Source organism: Pseudomonas sp. LBUM1660 (genome assembly GCF_059695935.1).
Genome location: NZ_CP166795.1, coordinates 6,055,279 through 6,076,193, shown reverse-complemented (window position 1 = coordinate 6,076,193; position 20,915 = coordinate 6,055,279). Strand labels below are relative to the sequence as shown.

Annotated in this window: 21 protein-coding genes and 1 other RNA gene; 12 read left to right on the top strand and 10 right to left on the bottom strand. The window is 60.3% G+C overall.

Annotated elements, in window-relative coordinates:
* Positions 1-126 precede the first annotated feature (126 nt).
* The 3 genes from ubiD (at position 127) to ACA068_RS28250 (ending at position 3,466) form a co-directional block, all read left to right on the top strand.
* The gene (ubiD, locus tag ACA068_RS28260) at positions 127-1,593 is read left to right on the top strand and encodes a 4-hydroxy-3-polyprenylbenzoate decarboxylase (RefSeq protein WP_497306291.1); all 1,467 of its coding nucleotides are present in this window, start codon (positions 127-129) and stop codon (positions 1,591-1,593) included.
* Positions 1,593-2,561, top strand: coding sequence for a CDP-6-deoxy-delta-3,4-glucoseen reductase (locus ACA068_RS28255; RefSeq protein WP_497306289.1), 969 nt, complete (start codon positions 1,593-1,595; stop codon positions 2,559-2,561). The genes ubiD and ACA068_RS28255 overlap by 1 nt, the downstream gene beginning before the upstream one ends.
* Before the next feature lie 233 nt (positions 2,562-2,794).
* On the top strand, positions 2,795-3,466 hold the full coding sequence (locus ACA068_RS28250; RefSeq protein ID WP_083375495.1) for a gamma-glutamylcyclotransferase: 672 nt from the start codon (positions 2,795-2,797) through the stop codon (positions 3,464-3,466).
* Here ACA068_RS28250 and glpT read toward each other — a convergent pair.
* Complete coding sequence (gene glpT, locus ACA068_RS28245) at positions 3,439-4,791, bottom strand: glycerol-3-phosphate transporter (protein WP_497306287.1); 1,353 nt, start codon at positions 4,789-4,791, stop codon at positions 3,439-3,441. The genes ACA068_RS28250 and glpT overlap by 28 nt on opposite strands.
* Positions 4,792-5,118: 327 nt before the next feature.
* Here glpT and ACA068_RS28240 point away from each other — a divergent pair, with 327 nt between their 5' ends.
* Complete coding sequence (locus tag ACA068_RS28240; RefSeq protein ID WP_497306285.1) at positions 5,119-5,733, top strand: energy transducer TonB; 615 nt, start codon at positions 5,119-5,121, stop codon at positions 5,731-5,733.
* Between the two features lie 49 nt (positions 5,734-5,782).
* On the opposite strand, the gene ACA068_RS28235 is transcribed toward ACA068_RS28240, so the two are convergent.
* Complete coding sequence (locus ACA068_RS28235) at positions 5,783-6,760, bottom strand: NADPH:quinone oxidoreductase family protein (protein WP_007899393.1); 978 nt, start codon at positions 6,758-6,760, stop codon at positions 5,783-5,785.
* A gap of 150 nt (positions 6,761-6,910) precedes the next feature.
* Between ACA068_RS28235 and ACA068_RS28230 the strand changes: the two genes are divergently transcribed.
* Positions 6,911-7,318, top strand: coding sequence for a flagellar basal body-associated protein FliL (locus ACA068_RS28230; protein WP_109635761.1), 408 nt, complete (start codon positions 6,911-6,913; stop codon positions 7,316-7,318).
* An 87-nt stretch (positions 7,319-7,405) separates the two neighbouring features.
* On the opposite strand, the gene ACA068_RS28225 is transcribed toward ACA068_RS28230, so the two are convergent.
* The 4 genes from ACA068_RS28225 to ACA068_RS28210 form a co-directional block, all read right to left on the bottom strand.
* Positions 7,406-8,524, bottom strand: a complete 1,119-nt coding sequence (locus ACA068_RS28225; RefSeq protein ID WP_497306283.1) for an ABC transporter permease — start codon at positions 8,522-8,524, stop codon at positions 7,406-7,408.
* Entirely contained in the window at positions 8,524-11,247 is a 2,724-nt protein-coding gene (rbbA, locus tag ACA068_RS28220; protein ID WP_497306281.1) for a ribosome-associated ATPase/putative transporter RbbA, read from the bottom strand. Before rbbA ends, ACA068_RS28225 begins: the two co-directional genes overlap by 1 nt.
* The gene (locus ACA068_RS28215; protein ID WP_497306279.1) at positions 11,244-12,209 is read right to left on the bottom strand and encodes an HlyD family secretion protein; all 966 of its coding nucleotides are present in this window, start codon (positions 12,207-12,209) and stop codon (positions 11,244-11,246) included. Before ACA068_RS28215 ends, rbbA begins: the two co-directional genes overlap by 4 nt.
* Positions 12,210-12,331: 122 nt before the next feature.
* On the bottom strand, positions 12,332-12,781 hold the full coding sequence (locus ACA068_RS28210) for an EVE domain-containing protein (RefSeq protein ID WP_497306277.1): 450 nt from the start codon (positions 12,779-12,781) through the stop codon (positions 12,332-12,334).
* Between the two features lie 200 nt (positions 12,782-12,981).
* Between ACA068_RS28210 and ACA068_RS28205 the strand changes: the two genes are divergently transcribed.
* A complete protein-coding gene (locus ACA068_RS28205) occupies positions 12,982-13,134 on the top strand; it encodes a hypothetical protein (protein WP_497306275.1) in 153 nt (50 codons plus the stop codon).
* Positions 13,135-13,169: 35 nt separating this feature from the next.
* Here the strand turns inward: ACA068_RS28205 and ACA068_RS28200 are convergent, their stop codons facing one another.
* From ACA068_RS28200 to ACA068_RS28185, 4 genes are all read right to left on the bottom strand, one after another.
* A complete protein-coding gene (locus ACA068_RS28200) occupies positions 13,170-13,775 on the bottom strand; it encodes a 5-formyltetrahydrofolate cyclo-ligase (protein ID WP_046045124.1) in 606 nt (201 codons plus the stop codon).
* Between the two features lie 86 nt (positions 13,776-13,861).
* Positions 13,862-14,040, bottom strand: a non-coding RNA gene (gene ssrS, locus ACA068_RS28195) — 6S RNA.
* A gap of 30 nt (positions 14,041-14,070) precedes the next feature.
* The gene (locus ACA068_RS28190; protein WP_007942435.1) at positions 14,071-14,388 is read right to left on the bottom strand and encodes a cell division protein ZapA; all 318 of its coding nucleotides are present in this window, start codon (positions 14,386-14,388) and stop codon (positions 14,071-14,073) included.
* A complete protein-coding gene (locus tag ACA068_RS28185; RefSeq protein WP_007942437.1) occupies positions 14,385-14,594 on the bottom strand; it encodes a TIGR02449 family protein in 210 nt (69 codons plus the stop codon). Before ACA068_RS28185 ends, ACA068_RS28190 begins: the two co-directional genes overlap by 4 nt.
* 129 nt (positions 14,595-14,723) lie before the next feature.
* Here ACA068_RS28185 and ACA068_RS28180 point away from each other — a divergent pair, with 129 nt between their 5' ends.
* The 6 genes from ACA068_RS28180 (at position 14,724) to ACA068_RS28155 (ending at position 20,780) form a co-directional block, all read left to right on the top strand.
* Complete coding sequence (locus ACA068_RS28180; RefSeq protein ID WP_497306273.1) at positions 14,724-15,284, top strand: YecA/YgfB family protein; 561 nt, start codon at positions 14,724-14,726, stop codon at positions 15,282-15,284.
* A gap of 27 nt (positions 15,285-15,311) precedes the next feature.
* On the top strand, positions 15,312-16,646 hold the full coding sequence (pepP, locus tag ACA068_RS28175; protein ID WP_497306271.1) for a Xaa-Pro aminopeptidase: 1,335 nt from the start codon (positions 15,312-15,314) through the stop codon (positions 16,644-16,646).
* The gene (gene ubiH, locus ACA068_RS28170) at positions 16,643-17,830 is read left to right on the top strand and encodes a 2-octaprenyl-6-methoxyphenyl hydroxylase (protein WP_497306270.1); all 1,188 of its coding nucleotides are present in this window, start codon (positions 16,643-16,645) and stop codon (positions 17,828-17,830) included. The genes pepP and ubiH overlap by 4 nt, the downstream gene beginning before the upstream one ends.
* Positions 17,823-18,308 carry a DUF4442 domain-containing protein gene (locus ACA068_RS28165; protein ID WP_497306269.1) on the top strand — a complete coding sequence of 162 codons (486 nt, stop codon included), beginning with the start codon at positions 17,823-17,825 and terminating at the stop codon, positions 18,306-18,308. The genes ubiH and ACA068_RS28165 overlap by 8 nt, the downstream gene beginning before the upstream one ends.
* Positions 18,309-18,317: 9 nt before the next feature.
* Positions 18,318-19,535: a 2-octaprenyl-3-methyl-6-methoxy-1,4-benzoquinol hydroxylase gene (locus tag ACA068_RS28160; RefSeq protein WP_497310677.1), complete on the top strand. Its 1,218-nt coding sequence runs from the start codon at positions 18,318-18,320 to the stop codon at positions 19,533-19,535.
* 240 nt (positions 19,536-19,775) lie between these two features.
* Positions 19,776-20,780, top strand: a complete 1,005-nt coding sequence (locus ACA068_RS28155) for an extracellular solute-binding protein (RefSeq protein ID WP_497306268.1) — start codon at positions 19,776-19,778, stop codon at positions 20,778-20,780.
* The last annotated feature ends 135 nt before the right edge of the window (positions 20,781-20,915 follow it).

The following is a 20,915-nucleotide window of genomic DNA, read 5'->3' as shown; positions in this document are numbered from 1 at the left end:
AGAAGCCGGGGAAACCCGGCTTTTTGCTATCTGATTTTTGATGAACCGGCAGTTCATGGTTCTGAATAGAGGGGTTCGGCGCTAAACTGCCACCCCCGAACGGCACGGCCAACACGAGGCTCACGCATGCAGTATCGCGACTTGCGCGACTTTATCAGCGGCCTGGAAAAGCGCGGCGAACTCAAGCGCATCCAGGTTCCGGTGTCCCCAGTGCTCGAAATGACCGAGGTTTGCGACCGCACCCTGCGGGCCAAAGGTCCAGCCCTGCTTTTCGAAAAGCCCACGGGTTATGACATCCCGGTGCTCGGCAACCTGTTCGGCACCCCTGAGCGCGTGGCGCTGGGCATGGGCGCAGAAGCGGTCAGCGAATTGCGCGAGATCGGCAAGCTGCTGGCGTTCCTCAAGGAACCCGAGCCGCCGAAAGGCCTGAAAGATGCCTGGTCCAAGCTGCCGATCTTCCGCAAGATCATCGCCATGGCACCGAAGGTGGTCAAAGACGCGGTCTGCCAGGAAGTGGTCATCGAAGGCGACGACGTCGACCTCGCGATGCTGCCGGTGCAGACCTGCTGGCCAGGCGACGTCGGCCCGCTGATCACTTGGGGCCTGACCGTCACCAAAGGTCCGAACAAGGACCGTCAGAACCTCGGCATCTACCGTCAGCAAGTCATTGGCCGCAACAAAGTCATCATGCGCTGGCTGAGCCACCGGGGCGGCGCGCTGGATTACCGTGAGTGGTGCGAAAAGCATCCCGGTCAGCCGTTTCCGGTCTCCGTGGCACTGGGCGCTGACCCGGCGACCATCCTTGGCGCCGTGACGCCTGTACCGGACAGCCTCTCCGAATACGCTTTCGCCGGTCTGCTGCGCGGCAACCGCACCGAACTGGTGAAGTGCCGTGGCAACGACTTGCAGGTCCCGGCGACCGCCGAGATCATCCTTGAAGGCGTGATCCATCCGGGCGAAATGGCCGATGAAGGCCCTTACGGCGACCACACCGGTTACTACAACGAAGTCGACAGCTTCCCGGTGTTCACCGTCGAGCGCATCACCTACCGCATCAAACCGATCTACCACAGCACCTACACCGGCCGTCCGCCGGATGAGCCGGCGATTCTCGGCGTGGCGCTGAATGAAGTGTTCGTGCCGATCCTGCAGAAGCAGTTCCCGGAAATCACTGACTTCTACCTGCCGCCGGAAGGTTGTTCGTACCGCATGGCCATCGTGACCATGAAGAAGTCGTATCCGGGCCACGCGAAGCGGGTAATGCTGGGTGTCTGGTCGTTTTTGCGACAGTTCATGTACACCAAGTTCGTTATCGTCTGTGATGACGATATCAACGCACGCGACTGGAACGACGTGATCTGGGCCATCACCACGCGCATGGACCCCAAGCGTGACACGGTGATGATCGACAACACGCCGATCGACTACCTCGACTTCGCCTCGCCGGTCTCCGGACTGGGCTCGAAGATGGGGCTCGATGCCACGCATAAATGGCCGGGCGAAACCACTCGCGAGTGGGGCCGGGTGATCGTCAAGGACGACGCCGTGACCCAACGGATCGATGCCATCTGGAATCAGTTAGGAATAGATTGATGCGTGTAACCTTGCAGCCCTCCGGAGCAGTGCTAGAGATTCTGCCCGGCGAGCGGATTCTCGATGGCGCGCGGCGCCTGGGCTATGAATGCCCGCAAAGCTGCCGCAACGGCAATTGCCACGTGTGCGCTGCACTGCTCGTGGAAGGGCGGGTCGAACAGGAAGGCGGTGTGCGCGACCATGGTGAGTTCTACACTTGCATTGCAGAGCCGCTGGAAGACTGCATCGTGCTGTGGGATGGCGTGCTCGCGCTGGGAGAATTGCCGGTGCGCAGCTTGTCGTGTCAGGTCATTGAATGCAGGGACGTCGGCGGCGATACCTTTCGCGTGCATCTGCGGGCGCCAGCCGGCAAGCCACCGCGTTATCACGCGGGTCAGTATTTGATGATCGAGCGCGAGAACGGCGAGAAATCCGCCTTCTCCCTGGCCTCGGCACCCCATGCCGGGCGAGACCTGGAAATCCATGTGCTGGCGCGCGAAAGCAGTGCGCTGAACCTGATCGAACAACTGCAACGCAATCCGATGGTGCGCATCGAGATGCCGTTCGGCGATACCCATCTGGCGGAACTGCCGGACGGTCCGCTGGTGCTGATTGCCGCTGGCACCGGTATGGGCCAGATCCACAGTCTGATCGAACATTGCCGGGCCGCGGGTTTCAAGCATCCGGTGCATCTGTATTGGGGTGTGCGCCGGCCTGAAGACTTTTATGAAATCGAGCACTGGGATGAGTGGCTGAAACTGCCCAATCTGTTCCTGCATAAAGTCGTCAGCGATCAATGCGGCTGGCAGGGGCGTTGCGGGATGCTGCATGAGGCGGTGTGTGAGGACTTCCCTGATCTGAAAGCGCTGCACGTGTATGCCAGCGGCTCACCGGCCATGGTCTACGGCACGCTGGATGCGTTGGTCGACGCGGGGATGGATGCGCACCAGATGCGCGCCGACGTCTTTGCCTACGCGCCTCGATCTTGATCCTCGATCTTGATCCGTGATCTTGATCCACGCTCCTAGTCGTTATAACTCCCCATATAGCCGATCGGTATTTATAGATTTATATAAATACCGGTAGGTTATATCCAGCAAGGTCATTATTTAAGAACTGTGCCATGGCACTTAAATTGCCTTAAAACATATGTGCCTTATTGTTACAGCGGTGCGTTCTATTAAGTAATTCTTTATCCGCGGGGAGCTGAACGCTATTCGCCATGAGTGCCATTGAATCTGCTTTTCTGAATCTGGCTTACCCTCCGCGGCTCGATCTGGGGCCGCAGCTTACGCACGAACAATTGCTCAGCTCGATGCAGTCGACCATGGCTCGACACAAGGGCGGACCCGTCTGGTTATTCGCTTATGGTTCGCTGATCTGGCGCCCTGAATGCGCGGCGGTGGAGCGAGTGCGCGGCCGAGTGCATGGCTACCATCGCGGGTTGTACCTGTGGTCCCACGAACATCGCGGCACGCCGGAAGTCCCTGGCTTGGTCTTTGGCCTGGATCGCGGCGGTTCTTGCAGCGGCTTCGCTTATCGGTTGCCCGAAGAACAACTGGAAGCCTCGCTTTACGCACTGTGGCAGCGCGAAATGCCCTTTCCGTCCTATCGCCCACACTGGCTCAACTGCCGTCTCGAAGACGGAAGCCAGGTTCAGGCGTTGGGGTTTGTGTTGGAGCGACACTTGCCCAGCTATGCCGGCAACTTACCGGATCATGTGCTGAGCCACGTGTTCGAAAACGCTTGCGGGCGTTACGGCACTACTCGCGATTATGTCGAGCAGACCGCCAACGCCCTGCGTAGCCACGCCATGCCAGACCGGAATCTGGAGGCGCGGCTCAAGCGCTGCCAATCAAAAGCCGATCAGGCGATCGCTTCTTCGCGGGTCTGACTGGCGATTTGCTTGTGCCCCAGCGTGGGAGCCAGGAATGCCATTGCCAGCAAGCAGGCGGATACCAACAGGATGAAGCCGCCATCCCAGCCGAAGTAGTCCACGGTGTAGCCCATCAGCGCACTGGCCGCGACTGAGCCACCCAAATAGCCGAACAGACCGGTAAAACCAGCGGCTGTACCGGCAGCCTTCTTCGGTACCAGTTCCAGCGCTTGCAAGCCCACCAGCATCACCGGACCGTAGATCAGGAAGCCGATCGCGAACAGCGAGATCATGTCGACCATCGGGTTACCCGGCGGATTCAGCCAGTACACGATCGTCGCGACGGTCACCAATGCCATGAACACCATGCCGGTCAGGCCACGGTTGCCACGGAAAACCTTGTCCGACATCCAGCCGCACAGCAAGGTGCCCGGAATGCCTGCCCACTCATAGAGGAAATACGCCCACGACGTCTTGTCGAAGTCGAAGTGCTTGACCTCTTTGAGGTAGGTCGGCGCCCAATCCAGGATGCCGTAGCGCAGCAAGTAGACGAAGACGTTGGCCAGGGCGATGAACCAGAGCATTTTGTTGCGCAGCACGTATTTGACGAAGATGTCCTTGGCGCTGAATTCTTCTTCGTGGCTAGCGTCGTAGCCTTCCGGGTAATCGTTCTTGTACTTCTCGATCGGCGGCAGGCCAGTCGATTGTGGCGTGTCGCGCATCACAATGAACGCAAAGACCGCGACCAGCAGCGCTACGGCGGCCGGGACGTAGAACTTGCTGTGCCAGTCGTTGAACAAGCCCATGCCGAGAATCGCCAAGGGGCCGATCAAGCCACCGCCGACGTTATGCGCGGTATTCCAGACCGACACCACACCGCCGCGCTCTTTCTGCGACCACCAGTGCACCATGGTGCGGCCACTCGGCGGCCAGCCCATGCCTTGTGCCCAACCGTTGATGAACAACAGGATGAACATCATGGTCACGCTGGACGTCGCCCACGGCGCGAAACCGAACACGAACATCACCCCGGCAGAAACCACCAGGCCGAAGGGCAGGAAGTAACGCGGGTTGGAGCGGTCGGACACGATGCCCATCAGAAACTTGGACAGACCGTAGGCGATGGCAATCGCCGACATGGCCACACCCAGCTGACCCTTCGTATAGCCTTGGGCGATCAGATCGGGGAACGCCAGGGTGAAGTTCTTGCGCAGCAGGTAGTAACCCGCATACCCGATGAAAATCCCGGCGAAGATCTGCCAGCGGAGGCGTTTATAGGTGTCGTCGATTTTTTCTTCAGGCAATGGAGCCTGATGTGCGGCAGGACGAAAGAAAGCAAACATTCAAGAGCTCCAGATTTCTTGTTTTGACTGCGGATGCGAATGTTACAGTTTCGTTACCGAAAATAGCACCGGTTCGCATCGACCAAACAGGGGAAATGTGGGCGATCGCGTGTTCCTTTATGAACATGTCGCACAGGTATAAGTGAAGGGCGTTGTGGGAATCGTCTCGGTCGGCGGTTGATGACGCATTTCGGTCTGGAGTAGGACAGAGCTTTGGGAAATGTCCTTCGACCGAACAGGAAATCGCTGCGTTCTGTTTCGGGCCGCTGGGTCTTAACCTTTGTGCTGGTGTCGGGATTGGCATTTCAGTGGTGAAGGGGATGGGTTATGCGGTGGCTGGCGTTTGTGCTGTTATTGGTTGGGTCTGTGGGCGTTCGGGCTGGGGAGGTATTTTTGATCCCTGAAAACAATCCGAAGCCGATTTACCCTAAAGAGCTGTTCCGAGCCGGGATCACCGGTGAAGTCAGGGCCAGATTCACCGTGTATGCCGATGGTTCGGTCAATAAATTGAGCATTCTGCAAAGTGATCATCCCGATCTGGCTGAAGCGGTCCGGAAGGCGCTTACGCAGTGGCGTTTCAAACCCTGGACGGTCGAAGGCGGCAGACCTGCTGAGCAGGAAGTGATGGCCCCAATGGTTTTCAGGCTGGATCTGGACACACCCATTCACACCAACACGTGGCTCAAGCAATTGAGGTGTCGTGACCTCAACGAGGCGTTGATCGATTTTCCGGAGTACGCGTGGGTTGATTCAGCCGTGTTTGATCACACACGTGCTTATTTGTCGAACGTGATTTATACGACGCAGTTACAGAATGAGGAGCGCTTGGCATTGATTGCCAAGCTCAATAAGCGCGTGCCGAAAATTGTCAGGGATTGTCGGGCGAGTCCGGTTCGTAAGTACATGAGCTTGCTGCCGGAAGATATCCGTAAGTTGCTTTAATCCAAGGCACTAAAAGCGGCCTGGACAATCCAGGCCACTTTTTTCACGCTCAGCGAACCTGAACCACCACCTTCCCGACCGCCTTGCGCTGGCCAAGGTCATTGATCGCCTGCGCCGCATTGCTCAGCGGATACACCTGCGACACCAACGGCTTCAGCTTGCCCTCGGCAAACCAGCCAAACAACTGCTGGAAGTTCGCCGCGTTGTCCTGCGGCTGACGTTGGGCAAACGAACCCCAGAACACGCCGACCACGGCTGCGCCCTTGAGCAGCGCCAGGTTCACCGGCAGTTCCGGAATGCGTCCGCTGGCGAAACCGACCACCAGCAAGCGGCCATTCCAGGCGATGGCGCGGATGGCCTGGTCGAACAGATCACCGCCGACCGGGTCGTAGATCACGTCGGCGCCCTGGCCGTCGGTCAGGCGTTTGATTTCGTCCTTGAGGCTGGTTTCGCTGTAGTTGATCAGTTCATCGGCGCCGGCCGCCTTGGCCACGGCAAGCTTTTCGGCACTGCTGGCGGCGGCGATCACGCGGGCGCCCATGGCTTTGCCGATTTCCACCGCAGCCAGGCCAACACCGCCGGAAGCACCGAGCACCAGTAAGGTTTCACCCGGTTGCAGATTGCCCCGTTGCTTGAGTGCGTGCATCGAGGTGCCGTAGGTCATGCTGAAAGCGGCGGCGGTGTTGAAGTCCATCGAGGGCGGGATCGGCAGCACGTTATAGCCCGGCACGGCGACCTGCTCGGCGAAACTGCCCCAGCCGGTCAGGGCCATGACTCGGTCACCGACCTTGAGGTGACTGACCTTTTCGCCCACCGCGCTGACCACACCGGCCGCTTCGCCACCCGGCGAAAACGGGAAGGGCGGCTTGAACTGGTATTTGCCCTCGATGATCAGCGTGTCCGGGAAATTCACCCCGGCGGCATGCACGTCCAGCAGGATTTCATTCTTCTTCGCGACAGGACTGGCGACGTCTTCCAGCACCAGCGATTCGGCAGGGCCGAAGGCTTTGCACAGCACGGCTTTCATCAGGGCTATTCCTTTGGGAGTGATGGCCGATAAGTGTAGGTGTGTGAGTCGATGGGTCAACGAGCATGCCCGACCCTGATAGCCAGCCATAAGCTTGTGCTTGAGCGGCGGGTCGTTATGCTAGGCCGCAAACCGGATAAGGAGCGAATTGTGAAAGCGTGGATCATGTTGTTGCTGGCCCTCTCTCTGCCCGTGGCAGCGATGGCCGAAGAAGCCAAAGAAGGTGAAGCTCCGAAGGTCAATTACATCACCCTGAGCCCGCCGTTCGTGGGCAACTACGGGTTGGACGGTACGCCCAAGCTCAAGGTCTACAAGGCCGATGTGGCTTTGCGGGTGACCGGTGACGAGGCGACTAAGGCGGTGAAGGCCAATGAGCCGTTGATCCGCAATCAGCTGGTGGCATTGTTTGCCCAGCAGACGACCGAAGCGATGAGCAACGTTGAAGCCAAGGAAAAGCTGCGTCAGGAAGCCCTGAAACAGACTCAGCAAGTGATGAACGATGAGACCGGCAAGCCGGTGGTTGAGGATTTGTTGTTCAACAACCTCATTATTCAGTAATTCTCTCGCGGCCCGGGCGCGCCTCATTGCAGGCAAACCCGCTCCCACAGGGCTCTGCGCAGTTCCTGTGGGAGCGGGCTCGGTCTTTCAAGACGCCAGGCTCTTGCGAAACCGCATCAGCGCAACTGTAAAAAACAGCAGGCCAATGGCGCTCAATGCCAGCAAGTCCGGCCACACCACATTGATACCCGCGTCGCGAAACAGTATCGCGGCACTGAGGCTGACGAAGTGCGTCGATGGCGAGCCCTGCATGACCCATTGCAGCCATTGCGGCATGCTGTCGAGCGGCGTACTGCCCCCGGAGAGCAGCAACATCGGGATGATCACCGGAATCGCCAGCAGGCCGAATTGCGGTGTCGAGCGGGCGAGGGTTGCGAGGAATATTCCCAGCGCTGTGCTGGCGAACAGATAAACGGCCGTCACCAGCAAAAACAAGGTCATGGAGCCGGCTAGCGGCACGCCGAGTGCACCTTTGACGATCACCTCCAGCGACACCCAAGTGCACAGCACCACCACCAGCATGTTGCTCCAGATTTTCGCCAGCATGATTTCAAGCGCCGTGAGGGGCAGCACCAGCAAATGGTCGAGAGTGCCGTGTTCACGCTCGCGCAGCAGGGCTGTGCCAGTCAGGATGATGGCGAGGATGGTGATGTTGTTGACGATTTGAATCACCGCCAGGAACCAGCCGCCCTCCAGGTTGGTATTGAACAGCGCTCTGGTGGTCAGCAGCACGGGGGCTTTGCTCGCCGCATCGCCCTGGCCACTGTAGGTCAGCAATTCGCGCTGGAAAATCCGTCCGATGTAGCCCGCCCCCATGAATGCCTGGCTCATGGCGGTGGCGTCGACGTTCACCTGCACCGCCGGCTGGCGGCCAGCCAACAGGTCCGCCTGGAAATTCGCCGGGACATTGATGACGAAAGTGAATCGCCCGCTGTCCAGCACTTCGTCCAGTTGTTCGTAGGGCAGCGACACCGGCGGCTGGAATTCCGGCGGCTGCAGGGCTTGCGCCAATTGTCGTGACAGGTGGCTGTGATCTTCATCGACCATGGCCACGCTGGCGTTGTGCACGCCGATCACCGAGCCGGCGGCCGGCATGTAGATCGCGACGGTGAAGGCATAGAACAGGAACAGCAGCAACACGCTGTCGTGTCGCAGGCTTGTGAGTTCCTTGAGGCCAAGACGCAGGATGTGCGCAAGCTTGTGCATCAGGCCTCCTGCTTTTTCAGCATGGCCAGGCTAAGGCCGGTAAACCCCAGGAAGAACCCGAACAATGCCAGGCATTGCGGCCACAACTGCCGGATATCCAGGGCCTTGGTAAACGTGCCAACGGCAATATCGAGGAAGTAGCCCGCCGGAAACAGCATCCCCATGACAGCGGCCGCGCCATCAAGCGACGAGCGCGGCACGATCAAGCCGGAAAACTGAATGGTCGGCAGACTGGTAATGATCATGGTGCCGAGAATGGCGGCAATCTGGGTTCGGGTGAACGCCGAAATCAACAGGCCCATGCTGGTGGTCGCCAGCACGTAGAGCAGCCCGCCGAAGGCCAGGGTCAGGGCGCTGCCCTTGAAAGGCACGCCGAACAGCCAGCGATTCATGGCTGTCAGGACGGCGAGGTTGATCAGACTGATAGCCAGATACGGCGCTTGTTTACCTAACAGGAACTCCAGTCGCGTCAGCGGTGTGGCGTAGAAGTTGGTTATCGAGCCCAGTTCTTTCTCCCGCACGATGCCCAGCGCTGTCAGCATGGCCGGGATGAACGCCAGGATCAGCGCCATCACCCCGGGGCCGATGGCGTTAACGCTGACGACATCCTGGTTGTAGCGAAAGCGGGTTTCCAGCTGGGCTGCCGTTTGCCGGTTCAGTGCGGTGCTGGACTGCTCGGCCAATTGCACCAGGTTGGCCTGGTGTACCGCTTCCACGTAATTGCGGCTGGTTTCGGCGCGAAACGGCATACCGCCATCGAACCAGGCCGCCACCGCGGGTTGACGACCGGCGAACAGGTCTCGGCCGAATCCCGGCGGGATCTCCAGGGCCAGTTTGATTTCCGAGCGCTGTAATCGTCGATGCAATTGCGCTGCATCGCTGATGGGCGGTTGTTCGTCGAAATAACGGGAGCTGCGGAAAGCCTCCAGATACGCCCGGCTTTGTGGCGTCTGGTCCTGGTCGTAAACCGCGAAGGCGAGTTTTTCCACATCCAGGGAGATGCCGTAGCCGAAGATCACCATCATGAACATCGCCCCGAGCAGGGCGAACGCCATGCGCACCTTATCGCGCAGCAACTCCTTGCCTTCACGACTCGCCAGCGCCCGTAATCGTCCAAAACTGAAGCGGCTATCTTGCTTCGGTGTGGCGGGTGCGAGCGTCGTGTCGATGGGCGTTGGCGGCGTCGCCGCAGCGATCGGGCCTTGGGCCTGCTCCAGGCAGGTGACGAACGCCGCCTCCAGTGTCTGGCCCTTGAACTGCTGTTGCAGGGCTGCCGGGGTGTCGCAGGCCAGGACCTTGCCGGCGTGCATCAGTGAGATGCGGTCACAGCGCTGGGCTTCGTTCATGAAATGCGTGGACAGGAAAATCGTCACGCCCTGTTCGCGGGACAGTTCGATCAGCAGCCGCCAGAAATCATCCCGGGCCGCCGGGTCGACGCCAGACGTCGGTTCGTCGAGGATCAACACTTCCGGGCGATGCAGCACCGCCACCGCCAGGGATAACCGTTGGCGCAGGCCCAGTGGCAGTGCTCCGGACGGCTGATGAGCGACGCTGCCCAGGTTGAAGCGCAGGATCAACTCGTCGATGCGTTGCGCGCTCTCGGCCTTGGGCAAGTCGAACAGCCGGGCGTGCAAATCCAGATTCTGCCGCACGCTGAGCTCGCCATAGAGCGAGAAACTCTGGGACATGAAGCCGACGCGTTTGCGGGTGGCTAAATCCTTGGCGTTTACCGGATTGCCCAGCAGCGTGGCGCTGCCTTCGCTGGCCGGGATCAGCCCGGTGAGCACTTTCATGGTGGTGGTTTTGCCGCAGCCATTGGAGCCCAGAAACCCGAAGATCTCGCCGCGGCCGATGGCGAAGCTGACCTTGTCCACCGCCGTGAAATCGCCGAAGCGCAAGGTCAGGTCATGGGCTTCGATGGCGATGTCGGCCGTGGCGTTGGTTCGGGCAGGGATCACCAGCGGCTGGTTGTCACGGCCGGTGTCGCCCTGAAAGTGGGTAAAGGCCTCATCGAGCTTGCCGTTGGGGGTCACAGCCCCGAGATCGCGGGTCAAACCGGCGGCGATCAGTTTGCCGCCATCGAGCATCAGGCAGTGTTCGAATTGCTCGGCCTCTTCCATGTAGGCGGTGGCGACCAGCAGCGTCAATTGCGGGCGTTGACGCCGGACGTCATCAATCAACTCCCAGAAGCGTCGCCGGGACAAGGGGTCGACGCCGGTGGTCGGTTCATCAAGGATCAGCAGGTCGGGCTCATGAATCAGTGCGCAACAAAGGCCGAGCTTCTGTTTCATGCCGCCCGATAACTTGCCCGCCGGGCGCTCGGCAAACCGCAGCAGGTCGGTGGCCAGCAGCAGACTTTGCATGCGCTGATCGCATTCGGCCCCGGACAGCCCGAACAAGGTGGCGAAGAAGTGAATGTTCTCGCTGATCGACAGCTCGGGATACAGGTTGCCGCCCAGGCCTTGGGGCATGAACGCGATTCGCGAGTAGAGGCTGTTGCGGTGGCGCCGGTCCTGGATCGAGCCGCTGAGCACGTCCAGTTGGCCGACTTGTAGCGTCTTCACGCCGGCGATCAAACCCAGCAGGCTGGATTTGCCCGCGCCATCCGGACCGATCAACCCGCATCGGGTGCCGGCGGGCAAGCTGAACGTGATGTCGGTCAGCACCTGCTGGTGGCCGTACCGGTGCTGAAGGCCTTCGGCATGCAGCGCCAGGCCGGTCATTGAAGATTGGCCGGCCAGCCAATGGGCGCGGTGCGCACGTAGCCGTTACCGGGCATCCCCGGTTTGGCTTGGGGCACGCTGCTGGGTTGGGTCAGGCGGAGCTTGACCCGAAACACCAGTTTCTGACGTTCGTCGCGGGTCTCGACTTCTTTGGGGGTGAACTGCGATTTGGCTGCCACGAAGCTGATTTTCGCCGGCAACGGCTTGCCGGGCAGGGCGTCCAGCAGGATCCGCGCTTCATCACCGACCGCCAGGCGTCCGACGACGGAGGCGGCGAGATAGAGGTTCATGTACTGATCGTTCGGATCGATCAGCAACAAAACCCGGCCACCGGCGCCGAGGACTTCGCCGGGTTCGGCCATGCGCAGCTGAATCACCCCGTCAATGGGGGCCCGCAGGCTGCTGTCGTCAATTTCGCTGGTCAGCTGAGCGACTTGTGCCTGTGCCGCGCCAATGGCTGCGCCGACGGCGGACACCTGCGCGCGGGCTGCCGTGACGGCCGCATTGCCGGTGTCGAACCGTGACTGCTGTTGATCGATGATCTGGCCACTGGCGAAACCGCGCTTGAACAATTCCTGGGAGCGTTTGAGCTCTTGCTGGGCAAGCCGTTGCTCACTCTGGCGCAATTGCACATTGGCCTGGGCGGCATTGAGGTTTTCCCGGGCGCGTATCACTTCGGCTTCAGCCTGGTTGCGCTGGGCTTCGAGGGTCCGGGTGTCCATGCGTGCCAGCAGTTGACCCTTGGTCACTTTGTCGCCTTCATCCACCAGGACTTCGGCCAGCCGGCCGGGTGTCTTGCTGGCGATCTGCACTTCAGTGGCTTCAAGTCGACCATTACCGACATACAACCCTTCGGGCAGTCGGCTAAGGGTCGACTTCCAATAACCGAAGCCCCCTGCGGCCAGCAGCAAAGCCCCCAGTAAAAAGGCGAAGAAAAGTGAAGAGCGGCTGTGAATCGACATGTCTGCATCCTGCGTCTGTAGCGTCGTAGTCTGACAGGCAAGCGGCGGGGGCGACTTGATATCTGTCAACTGGGTGTCGCGCCTGACCGATCCAAGTCAGGGCGGCGGGCGGTGCAGTTTTTTCAGCGCAGGCTCAGCACCGCAGCCCATTGCTCAGCGGTAACGGGCATCACCGACAGTCGCGAGCCTTTCTGCACCAACGGCATCTCCGCCAACGCCGTCTGCTGCTTCAAATAATCCAGCTTCAACACCTTGGCAAACGTCTCGACATGAGCAACATCAATGGCACTCCAGGCGTTTTTCTCTGGCGTGGCCTTTGGATCGTAGTAATGACTTTCCGGCTCCAGCGCCGTTGGGTCCGGATACGCCGCTTGAACAATTTTGCCGATTCCGGCAATCCCGGGCTCCGGGCAACTGGAGTGATAGAAGAAAAACTCGTCGCCCGCCGCCATCGACCGCAAAAAGTTACGTGCCTGATAGTTGCGAACCCCGTCCCAGCGCGCTTTTCCGAGCTTCGCAAGGTCTTTGATCGAGAGTTCGTCGGGCTCGGATTTCATCAGCCAGTAGGCCATGGTTTTTGCTCCTTGCGAGGTGAGTGGGCAAGTTGTCGGGCGTTTTTATGACAAACCGACAGTCGGTTGACGCCAGCGTTTGCGTGTCAGTTCACGTTGTCGCAAAATGCCGGCCTTCTAAGCTTGACGCTGCTGCACGGCCTACACCTAAAACGGAACCGCTGCTGTCATCGTGTTGATGTGCCTTTGGGGGGCAATCGATGAAACGCAAACCGGATTTACTATGGATTTTGGTTATTTTGTTTGGCCTCGGCGTCGTGACCACCGGCTATGCCCAAAGCCTGTGGAACAACAAGACCAACGCACCGATCGAAATCGCGCAGCAACAACAGCCGTCGGCCTTCAAGCGCTGAGACTGTCTTTCGGACGCCGCTGATTCCGGTGGCGTCTAGCCTGCGAAATACCACGCTTTGTCGGTCACCGTTCCTTGCAACGGCACATCCCAGCTCGCCTGCGCCAATCGTTCTACTTTCTGACATTCATGGGCCAGCCCCAACAGCGTCGGCTTGCGCCAGTTTTTTCGCCGCGCCAGGTAGGCGAGGCTTCGGTCGTAGAAACCGCCGCCCATTCCCAGGCGTCCGCCTACATCGTCAAACCCCACCAATGGCAACAACACCAGGTCCAGCGCCCAGACTTTGCGTTGGCGGGCGAGGTTGTGCCGGGGTTCGAGAATACGAAAGCGGTTGGGTTTCAGTTTTTCACCGGGACGAATCCGCTGGAACACCATTTTGGTGCGCGGCCAGGCGCTGAGCACCGGCAGATAAGTCGCCTTGCCCCGACGTTGAGCGGCGCGCAGCAAAACACGCGGGTCGATTTCACCGTCGGTGGGCAGATAAAGAGAAATGTGTTTTGCCCGGCGAAACAGCGGCTGCTGGGCCAATTGCTTGTAGAGCCCGCGAGCCGCCTGGCGTTGCTGACTGGGGGTCAGTGCGCGGCGGGCCTTGCGCAGCATGCGTCGAAGTTGCGGGCGGGGCAGCAGCGCAGGTTCGGTCATGGATTCAGGCTTCGACAGGACGGATACGTAAAGCGTACCCGTAAAAAAGCCGATGCCGGTATTTAAACCGGCATCGGACTGGAATCAGGCTCCCCGGATGAACCGCTGCTGACTTAGCCCTTGAACCCGAAAGTTCAAGGTGGAAGATGCAGTAGGCTTTAAGGCTTTCCGTCTAGCGGACATGCACACCAGCCCAACGTGCAGCCTCCAGGGTAGTGCGAATCGGCTCAGGGACGTGGTCAACTGGCAAGCACCCCAGGGAGTGTGGCGAGTATACCCCAAGCGGTTTCGTGTTTCAGCCCTTGGTGACGTCCGGATCGGTGGCGAGCACCAGATCGACGCGGTCCAGCAGGTCGCGAACCTGCTCGCGAGTCGAGCCGCTGGCCTGCACATCCGGGCGTTCTTCCTTGTGCAGAAGATCGTGCGTGATGTTCAACGCGGCCATCACGGCGATGCGGTCTGCGCCGATGACTTTGCCGCTGCTGCGGATCTCGCGCATCTTGCCGTCCAGGTAACGGGCGGCGCTCACCAGGTTGCTGCGCTCTTCCTGGGGGCAGATGATCGAATATTCTTTATCGAGGATCTGCACGGTAACGCTATTGCTTGAACTCATGAGTCTTGCTCCAGGGCCTTGAGGCGCGAAATCATTGATTCGACCTTACGCCGGGCGATTTCGTTCTTTTCAATGAGGTGAGCGCGTTCCTCGCGCCAGGTTTTTTCCTGAGCTAATAGGAGTCCGTTTTGACTCTTAAGTTGCTCGACTCGACTAATTAGCAGTTCGAGTCTGGCCATCAGCGCTTGCAGGTCGGTGTCTTCCATTATGTCCACTGAAAATTGAGTCTGATGAGTGGTAGCTGGCGGACAGCCTTTAATAGTCTTGGCGAGTCTGTCGATGTAGGATACAAGGCCTTCATTCTAGACATAGCGCCGTCTGGCGCCTAGCTGCCCATGCCCATTCAGAATTCCCCGTACCAAGCTTTCGCCACACTGCTGACTTCCAGCGGTCATAACGTCTCGCCTGCCGAACTGCATGGCCTGCTGCTCGGACGCAGTTGCGCCGGGGCCGGCTTCAATGCAGAAGAATGGTTGATCGATGCCGCCGAGCTGCTCGAAAACGAGCCACAGGATAATGTCCGCAATGCCTTGATCGGCTTGCAGGAGATGGTCAAGGGCGAGCTCACTGGCGACGACGTGACCGTCGTTCTGCTGCTGCCGACCGATGACGAGCCGCTGGCTGACCGTGCCGCTGCACTGGGCCAATGGTGCCAGGGCTTCCTCAGCGGTTTCGGCCTCAACTGCCGTGATAGCAGCATGCTGAGCACCGAAGCCACCGAAGTGTTGCAGGATCTGGCCGCCATTTCCCAGGTGCAAGACGCCCTGGAAGAGTCCGAAGACGGCGAAAGCGACTACATGGAAGTCATGGAATATCTGCGGGTTGCCCCGCTGCTGCTGTTCTCCGAAACCAAAAAAGCGGATGAGCCGGCTGTGGCCAAGCCGTCGCTGCATTAATCGTTTGTCAGGGAAAGCCATCTGCCCATGATTCATATCCCGAAATCGGAATACAGCCGTCGCCGCAAGGCCCTGATGGCGCAGATGGAACCCAACAGCATCGCCATCCTGCCCGCCGCCGCGGTAGCCATCCGCAACCGCGACGTCGAGCACGTTTACCGCCAGGACAGCGACTTCCAGTACCTCAGCGGCTTCCCTGAGCCTCAGGCCGTCATTGTGCTGATGCCCGGTCGCGAACATGGCGAATACATTCTGTTCTGCCGTGAACGCAACGCCGAGCGAGAACTGTGGGACGGCCTGCGCGCTGGCCAGGAAGGCGCGATCCGCGACTTCGGCGCCGATGACGCGTTTCCCATCACCGACATCGACGACATCCTGCCGGGCCTGATCGAAGGTCGCGACCGGGTGTATTCGGCCATGGGCAGCAACCCGGAATTCGACCGGCACCTGATGGAGTGGATCAACGTGATCCGCTCTAAAGCGCACCTTGGCGCGCAGCCGCCGAACGAATACGTTGCCCTGGATCATCTGCTGCACGACATGCGCCTGTATAAATCGGCAGCAGAAGTGAAGGTGATGCGCGAAGCCGCACGGATTTCCGCCCAGGCGCATATCCGGGCGATGCAGGCCAGCCGGGCCGGGCTGCATGAGTTCAGCCTCGAAGCCGAACTTGACTACGAGTTCCGCAAGGGCGGGGCGAAGATGCCGGCCTACGGCTCGATCGTCGCCGCCGGGCGCAACAGCTGCATCCTGCATTACCAGCAGAATGACGCGGTGCTCAAGGATGGCGACCTGGTGTTGATCGACGCCGGTTGCGAGATCGACTGCTACGCCAGCGACATCACCCGCACCTGGCCGGTCAACGGCAAGTATTCAGCGGAGCAGAAAGCGATTTACGAGCTGGTGCTGGCGTCGCAAGAAGCTGCATTCGCCGAAATCGCCCCGAACAAACACTGGAATCAGGCGCACGAAGCCACGGTCCGGGTGATTACCACCGGTCTGGTGAAGTTGGGCCTGTTGAAGGGCGACGTCGACGAGTTGATCGCCAGCGAAGCCTATAAAGCGTTTTACATGCATCGCGCCGGCCATTGGCTGGGCATGGATGTGCATGACGTCGGCGAATACAAGGTCGGCGGCGAATGGCGGGTGCTGGAAGTCGGCATGGCGCTGACCGTGGAACCGGGCATCTACATCGCCCCGGACAACCAGAACGTAGCGAAGAAATGGCGCGGCATTGGCGTGCGCATCGAGGACGACGTAGTGGTCACCAAAAGCGGCTGTGAAATCCTGACCCAGGGCGTACCGAAAACGGTCGCCGAGATCGAGGCCTTGATGGCCGCTGCGCGGACACAAGCCGCATGAGTCGAGTCAATCTGGCCATTATCGGTGGCGGTCTGGTAGGCGCCAGCCTCGCATTGGCATTGCAGGCCGGGGCCAAGGCGCGTGGCTGGAGGATCGTGCTGATTGAACCGTTTGCCCCCGGCGATACCTATCAGCCGAGCTATGACGCTCGTTCTTCGGCGCTGTCCTACGGTGCCAAACAGATTTATCAACGGTTGGGCGTGTGGCAGGAAATCTCCCGCCGCGCCGAGCCGATCAAGCAGATTCATGTCTCCGACCGTGGACGTTTCTCCACCGCGCGTTTGTCGGCGATGGAAGAGGGCGTTCCGGCCTTGGGTTATGTAGCGGAAAACGCCTGGCTCGGCCAATGCCTCTGGCAAGGTCTGGACAAGGACGTGGTCACATGGCGTTGCCCGGCGGAAGTCACGCGCATGGAGCCGCTGACCGATGGCTATCGACTGACCCTCAACGACGAAACCACCCTGGAATGCGACCTCGCGGTGCTCGCTGATGGCGGCCGATCCGGCCTGCGCGAGCAATTGGGCATCGGCATCAAAAAACGCCCGTACAACCAGAGTGCGCTGATCGCCAACATCACGCCCAGCGAAGCGCACAACGGCATGGCCTTCGAGCGCTTCACCGACGACGGCCCGATGGCGTTGTTGCCGCTGCCGGACAACCGCTGCGCCTTGGTCTGGACCCGATTGGGGATGGACGCGCAACGCCTGGCGGCGCTGGATGAGCGCAGCTTCCTAAGCGAGTTGCAGGGCGTGTTCGGTTATCGCCTTGGCACCCTGAAGCAGGTGGGCGCGCGGCATCTCTATCCGTTGACGCTGATCGAAGCTGAAGAGCAAGTGCGTCCGCATCTGGCCATCCTCGGCAACGCCGCGCACAGCCTGCATCCGATTGCCGGTCAGGGCTTCAACCTGTCGCTGCGTGATGCTCAGGCCTTGGCCGATGCGTTGCTGGCGAGCGACACATCGCCCGGCGACTTCGCGACCTTGCAGGCTTATCGCGAGCGTCAGCGCATGGATCAGAACCTGACCGTGGGCTTCTCCGATCAGGTGACCCGATTGTTCGGCAGCACCCAGCCACTGGTTTCGCTGGGTCGTAATATCGGCTTGCTCGGTCTCGATCTGCTGCCGCCGGCCAAGCGCTGGTTCGCTCGGCAAGCCATGGGCCTGGGTACGCGTCCCGATGCTTAAGTGGCTGACTGACAAATTTGGCAAAGCGCGGTTGATGCGGTGGTTCATGACCTTTTACCCGCCGTACCTCGGCGCCGGGGTAAGGGTGCGGCACATCAGTGATGACTTCCGGGACGTTCAGGTGTCCATGGGCCTGGGCTGGTACAACCGCAATTACGTCGGCACCCAGTTCGGCGGCAGCCTTTATTCGATGGTCGACCCGTTCTACATGCTGATGCTGATGGAAAACCTCGGTCGTCAGTTCATCGTCTGGGACAAGGCCGCCGATATCGACTTCATCGCGCCGGGCAAAGGCCCGGTGTTTGCACGCTTCAGCATCGACGAGACCTTGCTCGACGAGATCCGCCGACAGACAGCGAACGGCGAAAAATACCTGCCGCAGTTGCAGGTCGATATTCATGACGGTGCCGGCGCCTTGGTGGCGCGGGTGCAGAAAACCCTTTACGTGCGGCTCAAACCGCAAGCGAGACAGGCTTAAAGCATGGAAATGCGCGCAGATCTGCTGATTGTCGGGGCCGGAATGGTCGGCAGTGCCCTGGCGCTGGCGTTGCAGGACAGCGGGCTGGAAGTTCTGCTGCTGGACGGCAGCCCGATGAGCGTCAAACCCTTCGATGGCCAAGCACCGTTCGAGCCGCGAGTCAGTGCGTTGTCGGCGGCCAGCCAGCGAATTCTCGAGCGCCTGGGCGTGTGGGACGGCATCGCCAACCGGCGCAGCAGCCCATACACCGACATGCAGGTATGGGACGGCAGCGGCACCGGGCAGATCCGTTTCTCAGCCACCAGTGTGCATGCTGACGAGTTGGGTCATATCGTCGAAAACCGCGTGGTTCAGGACGCCTTGCTCGATCGTCTGCACGACTGCGACCTCGGGATGCTGGCCAATGCGCGTCTGGAGCAGATGCGCCGCTCCGGCGATGACTGGCTGCTGACCCTGGCCGATGGTCGTACCTTGCGCGCGCCCCTGGTGATTGCGGCGGATGGCGCCAATTCGGCGGTCAGGCGCCTGACCGGTGTGGCCACACGCGAGTGGGATTATCTGCACCATGCGATCGTCACCAGCGTGCGCAGCTCCAAACCTCATCAAATGACGGCTTGGCAGCGCTTCACCGACAACGGTCCGCTGGCCTTTCTGCCGCTGGAACGAGACGGTGAGCAGGATTGGTGTTCGATCGTCTGGTCGACCACCCCGAGCGAAGCCGAACGCCTGATGACGCTGGGCGACGAAGGTTTCTGTAAAGAGCTGGAGCGGGCCTTCGAAGGCCGACTCGGCACCGTGCTCAGCGCCGACCCGCGTCTGTGCGTGCCACTGCGCCAGCGGCATGCCAAGCGATATGTGGCTGAAGGTTTGGCGTTGATCGGCGATGCGGCGCACACCATTCACCCGCTGGCCGGGCAGGGCGTCAACCTCGGTTTCCTCGATGCCGCCGTGCTGGCCGAAGTGCTGCTGCAAGCGGCGGAGCGCGGCGAGCGGTTGGCAGACGTGAAGGTGCTCAGTCGTTACGAGCGTCGGCGCATGCCGCACAACCTGGCGTTGATGGCGGCGATGGAAGGCTTTGAGCGATTGTTCCAGGCGGATCCGTTGCCGGTGCGCTGGTTGCGTAATGCCGGGTTGAAGATGGTTGACCAGATGCCGGAAGCCAAGGCGTTGTTCGTGCGCGAAGCGCTGGGGTTGATCGGGGATTTGCCGGCGCTCGCCAAGGCCTGAATTTTGCGGTGAGGCTTATGGCCTCTTCGCGGGCAAGCCTCGCTCCTACAGGTACTGAGTCGATTTCATGGCACAGGTAGATCCTGTAGGAGCGAGGCTTGCCCGCGAAGGGGCCCGGACATCAACCCTTATCTCAAACCGTGCAACATCTGGTAACTCCTCCGCAAACTGATCGATTGAGAAGCTAAATGTGAGTCCTTATCATTTGCCCTCACTTGTTCAATTCGAGAGATCGCTCCCATGTTGGCACCGAAGCGTCTACTGACCGCACTCGCCCTGACCTTGATCGGCAGCACCGCAGCCCAGGCCGCCGACGAGGTGGTGGTTTACTCCTCGCGTATCGACGAGCTGATCAAACCGGTCTTCGATGCCTACACCGCGAAAACCGGCGTGCAGGTGAAGTTCATCACCGACAAGGAAGCGCCGTTGATGCAGCGGATCAAGGCCGAGGGCGAGAACGCCACCGCCGACCTGCTGCTGACCGTCGATGCCGGCAACCTCTGGCAGGCCGAGCAAATGGGCATCCTGCAACCGTTCACCTCCAAGGTGATCGACGCCAACATCCCGTTGCAATACCGCTCCTCCGCTCACGCCTGGACTGGCCTGAGCTTGCGGGCGCGGACCATCGCCTACTCCACCGAGCGGGTGAAACCGGGCGAGTTGACCACTTACGAAGGACTGGCCGATAAAAACTGGGAAGGTCGCCTGTGCCTGCGCACGGCGAAGAAGGTCTACAACCAGTCCCTGACCGCCACCATGATCGAAGTGCATGGCGCCGACAAAACCGAAAAGATCCTTAAGGGTTGGGTCAACAACCTGTCCACTGATGTGTTCTCCGATGACATCGCCGTGCTGGAAGCGATCAACGCTGGCCAATGCGATGTGGGCATCGTCAACACCTACTACTACGGCCGACTGCACAAGCAGAAGCCTGACCTGGCGGTGAAGCTGTTCTGGCCGAACCAGGGCGACCGTGGCGTGCACGTCAATCTGTCGGGCATCGGCCTGACCAAGCATGCACCGCACCCGGAAGCCGCCAAAGCCCTGGTTGAATGGATGACGACGCCTGAAGCGCAGAAGATCTTCGCTGACGTGAACCAGGAATTCCCGGCCAACCCTAAGGTTCAGCCGTCTGCGGAAGTGGCGAGCTGGGGCAAGTTTGTGGCAGATACGCTGCCGGTGGAAATTGCCGGCAAGCGTCAGGCTGAAGCGATCCGCATGATGGATCGGGCGGGCTGGAACTGACCTCAGCGTTATTGTGGCGAGCGGCTACCTGTGGCGAGGGAGCTTGCTCCCGCCGGGCTGCGAAGCGGCCCCGTTGGCGTCGACAGGTCAGGATCGAGATGATCTGATAACCTCCTGCGGCTGCTTCGCACCCGA

What these genes read in the sequence shown, in the direction of transcription:
- ACA068_RS28165 (WP_497306269.1), top strand. Translation starts at nt 17,823, where the DNA reads ATGCTTAAGTGGCTGACTGACAAATTTGGCAAAGCGCGGTTGATGCGG.
- ACA068_RS28190 (WP_007942435.1), bottom strand. Translation starts at nt 14,388, where the DNA reads ATGAGTTCAAGCAATAGCGTTACCGTGCAGATCCTCGATAAAGAATAT.
- ACA068_RS28200 (WP_046045124.1), bottom strand. Translation starts at nt 13,775, where the DNA reads ATGACCGAACCTGCGCTGCTGCCCCGCCCGCAACTTCGACGCATGCTG.
- ACA068_RS28155 (WP_497306268.1), top strand. Translation starts at nt 19,776, where the DNA reads ATGTTGGCACCGAAGCGTCTACTGACCGCACTCGCCCTGACCTTGATC.
- ACA068_RS28185 (WP_007942437.1), bottom strand. Translation starts at nt 14,594, where the DNA reads ATGGAAGACACCGACCTGCAAGCGCTGATGGCCAGACTCGAACTGCTA.
- ACA068_RS28240 (WP_497306285.1), top strand. Translation starts at nt 5,119, where the DNA reads ATGCGGTGGCTGGCGTTTGTGCTGTTATTGGTTGGGTCTGTGGGCGTT.
- ACA068_RS28180 (WP_497306273.1), top strand. Translation starts at nt 14,724, where the DNA reads ATGCCCATTCAGAATTCCCCGTACCAAGCTTTCGCCACACTGCTGACT.
- ACA068_RS28255 (WP_497306289.1), top strand. Translation starts at nt 1,593, where the DNA reads ATGCGTGTAACCTTGCAGCCCTCCGGAGCAGTGCTAGAGATTCTGCCC.
- ACA068_RS28225 (WP_497306283.1), bottom strand. Translation starts at nt 8,524, where the DNA reads ATGCACAAGCTTGCGCACATCCTGCGTCTTGGCCTCAAGGAACTCACA.
- ACA068_RS28160 (WP_497310677.1), top strand. Translation starts at nt 18,318, where the DNA reads ATGCGCGCAGATCTGCTGATTGTCGGGGCCGGAATGGTCGGCAGTGCC.
- ACA068_RS28205 (WP_497306275.1), top strand. Translation starts at nt 12,982, where the DNA reads ATGAAACGCAAACCGGATTTACTATGGATTTTGGTTATTTTGTTTGGC.
- ACA068_RS28235 (WP_007899393.1), bottom strand. Translation starts at nt 6,760, where the DNA reads ATGAAAGCCGTGCTGTGCAAAGCCTTCGGCCCTGCCGAATCGCTGGTG.
- ubiH (WP_497306270.1), top strand. Translation starts at nt 16,643, where the DNA reads ATGAGTCGAGTCAATCTGGCCATTATCGGTGGCGGTCTGGTAGGCGCC.
- ACA068_RS28210 (WP_497306277.1), bottom strand. Translation starts at nt 12,781, where the DNA reads ATGGCCTACTGGCTGATGAAATCCGAGCCCGACGAACTCTCGATCAAA.
- rbbA (WP_497306281.1), bottom strand. Translation starts at nt 11,247, where the DNA reads ATGACCGGCCTGGCGCTGCATGCCGAAGGCCTTCAGCACCGGTACGGC.
- ACA068_RS28250 (WP_083375495.1), top strand. Translation starts at nt 2,795, where the DNA reads ATGAGTGCCATTGAATCTGCTTTTCTGAATCTGGCTTACCCTCCGCGG.
- ACA068_RS28215 (WP_497306279.1), bottom strand. Translation starts at nt 12,209, where the DNA reads ATGTCGATTCACAGCCGCTCTTCACTTTTCTTCGCCTTTTTACTGGGG.
- ubiD (WP_497306291.1), top strand. Translation starts at nt 127, where the DNA reads ATGCAGTATCGCGACTTGCGCGACTTTATCAGCGGCCTGGAAAAGCGC.
- glpT (WP_497306287.1), bottom strand. Translation starts at nt 4,791, where the DNA reads ATGTTTGCTTTCTTTCGTCCTGCCGCACATCAGGCTCCATTGCCTGAA.
- pepP (WP_497306271.1), top strand. Translation starts at nt 15,312, where the DNA reads ATGATTCATATCCCGAAATCGGAATACAGCCGTCGCCGCAAGGCCCTG.